Origin of the sequence: Actinomadura montaniterrae, assembly GCF_008923365.1 — a bacterium.
Classification (GTDB): Bacteria; Actinomycetota; Actinomycetes; order Streptosporangiales; family Streptosporangiaceae; genus Spirillospora; species Spirillospora montaniterrae.
Genome location: NZ_WBMR01000278.1, coordinates 1 through 11,336 on the forward strand (window position 1 = coordinate 1; position 11,336 = coordinate 11,336).

At 75.0% G+C, this 11,336-nt stretch carries 3 protein-coding genes and 1 pseudogene; 2 read left to right on the forward strand and 2 right to left on the reverse strand.

Features of this window, described 5'->3' with window-relative positions:
- Positions 1 to 305, forward strand: a pseudogene (locus F9B16_RS51790) (hypothetical protein); the annotation flags it as partial.
- Positions 306 to 308: 3 nt separating this feature from the next.
- Here F9B16_RS51790 and F9B16_RS45115 read toward each other — a convergent pair.
- Together F9B16_RS45115 and F9B16_RS53245 are read right to left on the reverse strand one after the other, a co-directional pair.
- On the reverse strand, positions 309 to 1,541 hold the full coding sequence (locus F9B16_RS45115) for a glycosyltransferase (RefSeq protein ID WP_151546426.1): 1,233 nt from the start codon (positions 1,539 to 1,541) through the stop codon (positions 309 to 311).
- Between the two features lie 9 nt (positions 1,542 to 1,550).
- Complete coding sequence (locus tag F9B16_RS53245) at positions 1,551 to 4,568, reverse strand: MFS transporter (protein ID WP_225992511.1); 3,018 nt, start codon at positions 4,566 to 4,568, stop codon at positions 1,551 to 1,553.
- Between the two features lie 290 nt (positions 4,569 to 4,858).
- On the opposite strand from F9B16_RS53245, the gene F9B16_RS45130 reads away from it, so the two are divergent.
- Positions 4,859 to 11,336 (forward strand): type I polyketide synthase (locus tag F9B16_RS45130; RefSeq protein WP_151546427.1); only part of this gene is annotated, 6,478 nt, incomplete at its 3' end.

Genomic DNA, 11,336 nt, shown 5'->3' on the forward strand with positions numbered 1-11,336 from the left:
CCGCGCCTGCCGCGCGGTCGGCACCCGAGCCCGCCGTGCCGCCGCCCGCGCCCGCCACCCCGGTGCGCGACGCGAACGACGCGTTCCGGCCGGTCCTGCAGCCCGCCCCGGGCGGACCGGTCGACGGCGAGCGGCCGCAACTGGTGTTCCGCGACCCGCACCCGTCCGCGTCGCGCCCGGCGCAGGCACCGTGGGCGCCGTGGGCGAACGGCCAGCCGCAGCCCCGGCCCGTCCGGCCCCCGCGCGTCAAGCGCCGGATCGTCCCGTCCCCCGACGGCAACGGCTGGACGTGGAGCTCCGACTGACGCTCAGCGCAGCAGCCCGTCGATGACGTCGCGGGCGCGGCCCACACCGTCCTCCGCCCGGATCCGCCGGCCGACCTCGTACGCCCGGTCGGCCATCTCCTGGTCCTCGGCGACGCGCCGCAGCCTCCGCGCGAGCCGCGGCACCGTCATCGCGCGGAACGGCAGCGGCGCCGGCCCCGCGCCCAGCGCGGCGACCCGCTCGCCCCAGTACGGCTGGTCGCCGAAGAACGGGCACACGACCGTCGGCACGCCCGCCCGCAGCCCCGCCGCCGTCGTCCCCGCGCCGCCGTGGTGGACGACCGCCGACATGCGGGGGAACAGCCACGAATGCGGGACGTCCCGCACCGCGAGCACCTGGTCGTCCGACGCGTCCGGGTCGCCCTGCACCACGCCGCGCAGGCCCGCGAGCCGCAGCGCCGCCCGGACGACCCGGCCCGTCATGTCCGCGTCCTTCGGCACCATGCTCCCGAACCCGACGTAGACCGGCGCGGGCCCCGCCTCCAGGAACGCCGCGATCTCCTCCGGCGGCTCCCACTCCGGCTCGTCCAGGAACCAGTACCCGGTCATATGCACGCTCGCCGGCCAGTCCGCCGGGCGCGGCACCACGGCCTCGCTGAAGCACGCCAGCACCGCCGTCCCGTCCCGGCGCAGGCCCCGCAGCGGGAGCCGCGGCAGCCCGAGCCGCTCGTCCCGCCACGGGTTGATGAACGGCCGCGACAGCTGCCACGCGATCTGGTCGACCGCCCCGAAGCTCGCCCGGTTGCCCCACCGCCCCAGCGCCCGCGCCTGAGGCACGAACGGGTGCGGGAACGCCCCCGTCGGCTGGCTCGGCTGGAAGTGGATCAGCGCCCGCGGGACGTCCAGATGCGCGCCGATGTGCTCCGGCAGGAATCCGAGCGTCGGGCCCAGGATCAGATCGGCGCCCTTGCACGCGTCGAGGCACTCGCCCAGCAACCGTTCCGCCATCGGCCCGAGGATGCGCCGGAACCCGCCGAGGAACTTCACCGGGTTCCGGCCGCCGGCCAGCAGTTCCTGCCCCGCGTCCGACTCCAGGATCTCCGTCGGGTCGGCCGTCAGCGGGGCCAGCTCCAGCCCCGCCGCGACCGCCATCGGCGCGTACCGCGCGCTCGCGACGAGCCGGACCTCGTCCCCCCGCGCCCGCAGCGCCCGCCCGAGCGCCACGCACGGCTGGATGTCCCCCCGCGAACCCGCGGCGAAGATCACGATTCGGCTCACGGCGGCTCCTCACCAAGCGTCGCTGCGCGGACTGGCGGACGGTTCGCCGGGCGGCTCCTCGTCCTCGGGCACGTACGGCGTGTACAACCATCCGTCCGGCGGCGGCGGAGGCCAGCCCGGCCCGCCGACCTCCGGCACCTCGCCGTCGCCCGCCACTTCATCGTCCCGCTCCGGCTCGTCGGCCGCCCCTCCGCGCCCGGCCACCCAGGCGTCCCCGGGCTCGCCGCCGAGCACGTGACGCGGCTGCTCGTCAACGTCCGGCACACCGCGAGGCCCGCCCGCCGGCTCGCTCATCACCGGGGCGCTCAGCGGGTCGGAGACGTCCTGGCCCGCCGCGACCAGCGGCGACGCCCCGGCGCCCGGCGGGTCCTCTGCCGCCTGGCCAGAGTCGCCGACGCCCTGGATGCCGCTTGGCTGATCGCCCTCGCGCGTCTCGCCTCGGGCGGCTGTCGTGTCGTGGTTCGGGGGCCTGGTCGTGCTCGGCTGCACCGTGTCGTGGGCGGCCATCACCGGGGCCGTCAGCGGGTCGGGGGTGTGCTGGCCCGCCGCGACCAGCGGCGACGCCCCGGCGCCCGGCGGGTCCTCTGCCGCCTGGCCAGAGTCGCCCGCGCCCTGGAGGCCGCTCGGCTGATCGCCCTCGCGTGGCTCGCCTTGGGCGGTCGTCGCGGCGTCGTGGTTCGGGGGCCTGGTGCTCGGCTGCGGCGCGTCGTGGGCGGGCGTGGGCGGGGTGGCTGGCGGGTCGGGGGTCTCCCAGTTCAGCGTGATCGGCTGGGACGGCGCGGTGCCTGCTGCGCCGCTCGGCTCGTTCGTCGCCTCGCTGGTGCCGCCCGAGTGCGGGACGTGGATCGACGGTGTTGCGACGAGGTCGTCCTGAGGGGCCGTCGCCGCCGGGGTTCCGGGGTCCGCGGCATCAGGTCGGGGCGTTTCGGGTGCGAGGCCGGGAGCCTCGCCGGCGGGTTGAGCGTCGAGCGGGCGGCTCGCTTCCCGCGTCTCGTCGGGCGGGGGCGACGCCGCGCTGCCGGGGGCGGCCTCGGGGTCCTGCGCGGCGGGGTTCTCGCCGTCCGCGGCTGGCTCGTTGGGCGGGGGGTTCTTGCCGCGGGACGCCAGTTCGCTGAGGAGGGCGGCGGCGATGGGCTCGGTGGCGGGGGTGGGGGCCGGGAGGGGCGAGCCGCCGGGCGTCCAGCGGTCGGGGAGGGTGGCGAGGGGGTCGGCGTCCAGCGGGAGGGTGCCGCGGGAGCGGGCCGCGGACTCGTCGTCGAACCACTTGCTGGTGGGCGGCGGCGGGGGCTCCTCGGCGGGGCTGGTCCAGGTCGGGATGGCGGTGTCGGCCCAGTCCTGCCAGGGGGACGTCGCGTCCGGCGGGGTGGGGCGCCAGGCGGCGGGCGCGTCGTCGTCGGGGGTGTCGCTCCACCAGTGGGGGCCGGGGGTGCGGGGTGCGGCCATGGTGTCCGTTTCCGTCATGAGGGGGGCGGGCTCGGGGACGGGACCGGCGGACGGGACGGCGCCGGCGGGGTCCGGGCCCGGGACGACGGGGAGCGGGTCGCGGGGAGTGGCGGTGGCGGCGGTGGCGGTGGCGAGGGCGGGTTCGGGGCGCGCGGCGGTGGCGGGTTCGGTGACGAGGGGGGCCTGCTTGCCGTGCTTGGGGCCGAGCCAGCCGCGCCGGCTGGGCAGGGTGAGGCCGCTGATGACGCCGCCGATGAGGACGAGGACGGCGCCGAGGACGAGCCCGGACGAGGTGCCCTGCCGGAACGTCTCCAGGGCCTTGGCGCTGGCGCCCTCGTCGGGGACGGTCTGGATGAGCAGGCCGACGATGGCGATGCCGAACGCGCCGGACGCCTCGCGGATGACGTTGATGACGCCGCTGGCGACGCCGGCGCGCTTCTCGGGGACGGCCTTGAGGACGTACATGACGAGCGGCATCGCGAGGGCGGCGCCGACGCCGACGAGGAGGACGCCCGGCATGAGGTCGGCGTACCCGTCGCCGATCCCGAGGGTGGAGAACAGCACCATGCCGACGCCCATCAGGCCCATGCCGGCGCCGATGGCGGGGCGGGGGCCGATCTTGGTGGCGAGGAGGAACGCGACGGGCGTCAGCACCATGATCGTGAGGGCGGGGGGCAGCATGACGAGGCCGGCCTCGGGCGGGGAGAAGCCGAGGAAGCGCTGCAGGAACGGCTGGGAGTAGAACATCATGCCGTTGAACCCGATGCCGTAGAGCATCTGGGAGACGAGGCCGCCGGTGAAGACGCGGTTGCGGAAGAACCGCAGGTCGATCATCGGGTCGGGGGCCCAGCTCTCGACGACGATGAAGCAGGCGAGCGCGATGGCGCCGAGGGCGAAGGTGCTGAGGACGGACGGGTCGGCCCAGCCGTGCTTGTTGCCGTCCTCGAGGCCGTAGATGAAGGCGAACAGCATCGTCGCGGAGATGAGCACGCCGGGCAGGTCGATGCGGGCGTGCGGGTTCTTGCTGCGGCCGGTGAGGACGACGGCGCCGAGCAGGATGACGAGGATGCCGGGGACGATGTTGATGAGGAAGATCCAGCCCCAGTGGAAATGCTCGACGATGATGCCGCCGATGGTGGGGCCGAGCGCGGTGGCGCTGGACGCGGCGCCGATGAAGACGATGTTGCCGATGGAGCGCTGCTTGTCGTTGCGCCCGACGGTGACCATGACCTGCGTGGCGGGCAGGACGAGCGCGGCGCCGCCGCCCTGCACGATGCGGGCGAGGATGAGCACTTCGGAGGTGTGGGAGAGGCCGCAGACCGCGGAGGCGGCGGTGAAGACGACCATGCCGGTGGTGAAGGTGACGCGGCAGCCGTAGATGTCGGTGAGCCGCCCGCCGGTGATCATCAGGCAGGAGAACATGAGGATGTAGCCGGTGGCGACCCAGTCCTTGGCGGAGGACGACATGCCGAGGTCGGCCATGATCCTGGGCAGCGCGGTGAAGACCACCGTGTTGTCCATGGTGGTCATGAACGCGCTGACGGCCACCACCGCCAGCGCCCATCGGTATCGGCCCCGGGTCACCTGATCCCGCGGCGGGGTCCCGTGCCACCGGGAAATCCGCCGCTTCCCCCTAAAAGCGTTCGTGGCTATTGTTACTATTGGTTGGCATCCGGTCACTCGGCCCGCTGTTAGGCCAGAGTCCCTCAACTATCCCATCAGGCCACATTGGTTACTGCCGAGTCTTGTCATCACCGTGACAAGTAGCCGGGGAGAAAAGTGGTCTGGATGCGCATCGTGAGCCGGTCACCGTAGGACAAAGTGGTCCCTCCGCTTCGATGAACGATCCCGGTTTCATGGGGGGAACCCACCGCATGCAGAGCAACGATCGTTCCGGAGCCGCGCGCGACAACGCGGAGGGCGAGCCTCGTGTCGCCGAGGACGCGATTCGCCGGCACCTGATCGAGCAGATCGCGCGGCGCTCCAGGATCGCCGAGGCCGAGGTCGACCCGGACCGTCCGCTCGAGGAGTTCGGGCTGGCGTCGCGGGACGCGGTGGCGATCGCGGGGGATCTCGAGCAGATGCTGGGCCGGGCGCTCCCCGCGACGCTGGTGTGGGAGCACCCGACGATCAGCAAGCTCTCCCGGGCGCTGGCGGGCGGAGCCGATCCGGCGGAGGCGGAGGCGGGGCAGGCGATGCCGGTGCGGGCGGCGGCGCGGGACGACGAGCCGATCGCGGTGATCGGGATCGGCTGCCGGTTCCCCGGCGGCGACCGCGACCTGACGGGTCCGGCGGAGTACTGGCGGTTCCTGACGGGCCGGGGCGACGCGATCCGCGAGGTGCCGGACGGCCGCTGGGACCCGTTCGACGACGGGTCCCCCGAGGTCGCCGACCGGCTCGCGAAGACGACGCGGCTCGGCGGGTTCCTGGACGACGTGGCGGAGTTCGACGCGCAGTTCTTCGGGATCACCCCGCGCGAGGCGGCGGTGATGGACCCGCAGCAGCGCCTCGTCCTCGAGGTGGCGTGGGAGGCGTTCGAGCACGCGGGGATCGGCCCGGCGTCGCTGCGCGGCAGCCGCACGGGCGTGTTCGTGGGCGTGTCGGCGCCGGAGTACGCGGCGTTCACCGCGTCGGACCTGGCGTCGCTGGAGCCGTTCACGGCGACGGGCGCGGCGCTGAGCATCATCGCGAACCGGCTGTCGTACCTGCTGGACCTGCGCGGCCCGAGCATGATCGTGGACACGGCGTGCTCGTCGTCGCTGGTGTCGACGCACCTGGCGGTGCAGGCGCTGCGCAGCGGTGAGGCGGACGTGGCGCTCGCCGGCGGCGTGAACGTGCTGCTGTCGCCGACGGTGACGATGACGTTCGACCTGGCGGACGCGACGGCGAAGGACGGGCACTGCAAGGCGTTCGACGCGTCGGCGGACGGGATGGTCCGCGCGGAGGGCTGCGGCGCGGTGGTGCTGAAGCGGCTGTCGGACGCGGTCCGCGACGGCGACCGGGTCCTCGCGGTGGTGAGGGGCTCAGGCGTCAATTCGGACGGGCGGTCGAACGGCCTGGTGGCGCCGAACTCGGACGCGCAGCGGGCGCTGCTGCGGGACGTGTACGCGTCGGCGGGCGTGGAGACGGCCGAGGTCGACTACATCGAGGCGCACGGGACGGGCACGTTCCTGGGCGACCCGATCGAGGCGAAGGCCGTCGGGGAGGTGCTGGGCGCGGGCCGGACGGCGGACGAGCCGCTGCTGATCGGGTCGGCGAAGAGCAACCTCGGCCACATGGAGTCGGCGGCGGGCATAGCGGGCCTTATCAAGACCGTCCTGGCGCTGCATCACAAGGTGATCCCGGCCAGCGCGCATTACAAGGAGCCGAACCCGCACATCCCGTTCGACGAGCTGCGCCTGAAGGTGGTCGCGGACGAGACGCCCTGGCCGGAGCGGAGCCATCCCGCGCGCGCGGGCGTGTCGGGTTTCGGGTTCGGCGGGACGAACGCGCACGTGCTGCTGGAGGAGGCTCCGGCGCGGGAGGTCGCGAGCCATCCGGCGGTGGTGCGGACGTTCCCGCTGTCGGACACGAGCGACGACCGCGTCCGCGACCATGCCGCGCTGCTGGCGGAGTGGGTGCCGGCCCGCGATGACGTGAGGCTCGCCGATCTGGCGCGGACGCTGCACCGGCGCGGCGGTCGCGGCCGGTCCCGCGCGGCGGTGTCGGCCCGTGACCGCGCCGGCCTGGTCGAGGGCCTGAAGGCGCTCGCGGAGGGCCGCCCGCACCCGGGCGTGGTGACGGGGTCGGCGCTCGGCGTCCCGGGACGTCCGGTCTGGGTGTTCTCCGGGTACGGGGCGCAGCGCGCGGGCATGGCGCAGCGGCTGCTGGAGGAGGAGCCGGCGTTCGCCGAGGCGATCGACGACCTGGACGGCCTGTTCGCCGAGGAGGGCGGCCCGGACCTGTGGTCGCTGCTGGAGGAGGGCCGCAAGCCGGACGGCCCGGCCGACACGATGCCGGTGCTGTTCGCGATCCAGCTCGGCCTGGCGCGGATGTGGAAGGCGTACGGGGTCGTGCCGGGCGCGGTGATCGGGCACTCGATGGGCGAGGTCGCGGCGGCGGTCGTCGCGGGCGCGCTCACCCCGCAGGACGGCGTCCGGGTGATCGTGCGGCGGTCGAGGCTGCTGACGCAGCTGGTCGGCGGCGGCGCGATGGCGGTGCTCGGCGCGTCCGCGCAGGACGTCGAGCGGCTCGCGGACGGGCTGCCCGAGGTGTACGCGGCGGTGCACTCGTCGCCGAAGCAGACGGTCGTGACGGGCGACGCGGACCAGGTCGCCGAGATCGTGAAGCGCGCGGAGGCGGAGGGCCGCCTCGCGCGCATGGTGCAGGCGGAGGGCGCGGGCCACTCCCCGCAGGTCGACCCGCTGCTGCCCGACCTGCGCGAACAGCTCGCCGAGGTCGGTCTCGAACCCGGCACGCCGCTCGCCGACGGCATCAGGCTCTACACGACCGCGCTGCCCGACCCGCGCGCGTTCGACGGCGCGGACGCCCGTCTCGACGTCGAGTACTGGGCGGCGAACCTGCGCAACCCGGTCCGGCTGACGGACGCGGTGTCGGCGGCGGCCGAGGACGGGTTCCGGACGTTCGTCGAGGTCAACGCGCATCCGATCCTCGCGCACGCGGTCGGCGAGACCCTCGGCGGCAGCGGCGCCCTCGTCACGCACACGCTGAAGCGCGCGCCGAAGGGCCAGGAAACCGACGACACCCTGACCTTCCACGCGCAGCTCGCGACGCTCGCCGCGCACGGCCTCGCCGTCGCACAGCCTGTGGACGGCCGGATCGTGGACGTCCCGCAGTCGCCGTGGCGGCACGAGCGCCACTGGGTCGACCTGTCCACCCGCAACCGCGGCGGCCGCGACGAGCATCCGCTGCTCGGCGCGCACGTCGAGCTGCCCGGCGAGGACCGGCACGCCTGGCGCGCCGACGTCGGCCTGGACGCGCAGCCGTGGCTGGGCGACCTCGCCGTACACGGCCTGCCCGCGCTGCCGGTCGCGGCGTTCGCGGAGATGGCGCTCGCGGCGGGCGCGACGGCGCTCGGCACCGACGCGGTCCGTGTCAACAGCCTGTGGATAGAGCGCCCGCTCGCGCTCGCCGCGCACACGACCGTCACGACGACGTTCGCGGAGGAGGAGCAGCGCGTCGAGGTGCACGCGCTGACGCCCGCGGGCACGTGGGCGCGGCTGGCCAGCGCGGACGTCGGCGAGGACCCGCGTCCCGCCCCCGCGCCGGAGCACGGCGCGGCGACGGAGGTCGCGGGCGCCGAGCGCGGGTCGCGGCACTACCGGCTGCACCCCGAGGTGTTCGACCGCTGCCTCGCCGCGCTGTCGGCGGAGGCGGCGGCGGTCGCGGGCGGCGGCGTCTGGCTCGCCGAGACCATCGGCAGCCTGCGCGTCCACGGGCCCACCCATCGCGGCGGGCACGTCCGCGTGGCGGCGGTCCAGGACGACGGCGAGATGACCGGGACCGTCCTGCTGCTCGGCGCGGACGGCGAGGTCCTCGTGGAGGCGACCGGCCTCGTGCTGCGCCGCACCGAGCGCCACGACGTCCCCGTCCCCGTCGCGGACAAGCTGGTCGAACTGGTGTGGGACGAGTCCGATGCCCCCGAAGCCGGCGACGGCGACGGCGCCTGGCTGATCCTCGCCGAGGACGGCGACGCGCTCGCCGCCGCGACGGCCGCCGGGCTGGAAGGCCGCGGTCGCCGCGCCGCCCGCCGAAGCATCGGCGACCTCGGCGACCTGGGCGACGCCTCCGGCGCGGACGGCGTCGTGCTCGTCCCGTCCGCCGACCTCGTCGACGAAGACCTCGTGCTCGCCATCGCGGAAACGAGCCGTTCGCTGCCCGACGGCCCGCGCCTGTACGTCGCGACGCACCGCGCCGTCCCCGTGCTGGACGGCGAGGCCGGCGAGCCCGGACACGGGTTCGCCGCCGCGCTGACCCGCGTCCTGGCGTTCGAGCGGACCGTCCAGCGGGCGACGCTCGTCGACGTGGACCGGCCCAGCGACCTGGTCGAGGAACTGCTCGGCGACGGCGACGCCCGCGAGGTCGCCTGGCGCGGCGGCCGCCGGTACGTGGCACGCCTCGCCCAGGCCGCGCTCCCCGCCGGGGACGCGAAGCCGAAGAAGATCGTCCGGCGCGGCGGCGCCTACGTCATCACCGGCGGGTACGGCGGGATCGGCCTGGTCACCGCGCGCCTCCTGGCCGAGCGCGGCGCCGGCCGGATCGTCCTGTCCGGCCGGAGCGGCCCCGGCGCCGAGGCCGAGAAGGTGATCGCGAAGCTGCGCGAGAGCGGCGTGGACGTCGGCGTCGTCCTCGGCGACATCGCCGCGCCCGGCACCGCCGAGCGCCTCGTGAAGGTCGCCCGGGAAGGCGGCCTCACGCTGCGCGGCGTCGTGCACGGCGCCGGCGCGATCGACGACCGGCTGATCGCCGGCCTCGGCGCCGACGATCTCCACAGGGTGTGGACGGCGAAGGTCGAGGGCGCGCGGCGGCTCAGCGACGCCACCTGGGACCTCGACCTCGACTGGTTCGCCGTGCACTCGTCGGCGGCCGCGCTGCTCGGCTCGCCCGGCCAGGCCGCGTACGCGGCGGCGAACGCGGCGATCGACGCGCTGACCGCGTACCGGCGGGCGCACGGCCGCCCCGCCACCACGATCGGCTGGGGCACCTGGTCGCGCGTCGGCGGCGCCGCCGACACCGCGGTCACCGTCATCGACCCGATCAGCCCCGAGGAGGGCGCCGAAGCCCTCGAAACGCTCCTCGCGCACGGCATGACCGCCACGGGCGTGCTCCGCTTCGACCCCGTCACGGCCGTCGAGCTGTTCCCCGAGATCCGGAACATGCCGTACTTCGCGGCGCTGACCGAGGCCGCGGCGGAACGCGGCGCCGACGACGCGGGCGACTGGCCCGGCGTCGACGCCCTCAAGGACCTCGACCCCGCCGAGGCCCGCACGCTGATCGCCGCGCAGATCCGGCACCGGATCGCGTCCGTCCTCGGCTTCGACCCCGAGCGCCTCGACCCGGCCGTCCCGCTCACCGACCTCGGCCTGGACTCCCTCGTCGCCGTCCGGATCAAGAGCGGCGTCGAGCACGACCTCGGCCTCACGGTCCCGCCCGCCGTGCTGCTGCAGGGCGCGAGCGTGAACGTGTTCGAGGAGTGGGCGTCCGGTGAGCTCGGCCTCGCCGACGCCGCCGCCCCCACCGCCGTGTCGAACGCCGAGTCCGGCTACGTGATGCCGCGCGACGCCGCCGAGCGGCTCGCCGTCCGCATCTTCGAGGACGTCCTCGGCCTCGACCGGGTCGGCGTCACCGCCGACTTCTTCGCCGACCTCGGCGGCCAGGAGCACCAGGCCGACCAGGTCGTCGCGATGGTCGCCGCCGAACTCGGCGGGGAGGTCACGCGCGGTGAGCTGTTCGAGGTCCCGACCGCGGAGAACGTCGCGGAGGTCATCCGCGCCGCCGACGAGGAGGCCGCCCGGCAGACCGTCCGGCCGCTCAAGCCCACCGGGGACCGCCGCCCGATCTTCATCGCGCACCCCGCCGGCGGCACCACCGCCTGCTACCGGCAGCTCATCGACCTGCTCGGCGCGGACCAGCCCGTCTACGGCCTGGAGCGGTTCGAGGACGCCCCGTCCGTCGAGGAACGCGCCGCCCGCTACGTCCAGCACCTGCTCGAAGCGCAGCCCGAGGGCGCGTTCCGGCTCGGCGGCTGGTCGTTCGGCGGCGTCCTCGCCTACGAGACCGCCCGGCAGCTCACCGCCGCCGGACGCGAGGTCGAGTTCGTCGCGCTGTTCGACGCCGGCATCCCGCTGCCCGTCGACGACGAGTCCGACACCCTCGCCCGCCGGTTCTCCGCGTTCGCCGACTACATCAACGAGACGTACGGCCTGGACGTCACGCTCACCTACGACGAGCTGTCCGGGCTGGACGAGGAGGCGCAGTTCGCGCTGGTCATGGAGCGTGCGGCGCCGCTGGTGGACTACATCCCGCCCGCGGCCCTCACCCACCAGCTCACGTCCCACCAGGACACCCGATCCCTGGAGGCGTACCAGCCGAAGCCCTACGACGGCCGCGTCATCCTCTACCACGCCCCGGAGGAGACCCCCTGGGCGGTGCGCGACGCGCGCTACGTGCTCGACGGGACCAACGGTTTCGGCGGGCTCTGCTCCGACCTGGAGATCGTCACGATCCCCGCGATGCCCTCCCCGTCCCCCTCGCCCAAGCCGCCCGCGGCGCACAGTCACCACGCACGCCGCCGAGGGCCGCACCCCCAACCGATCACGGTCCCTGACCTGGAGGTTTCCATGTCCGTTCGCC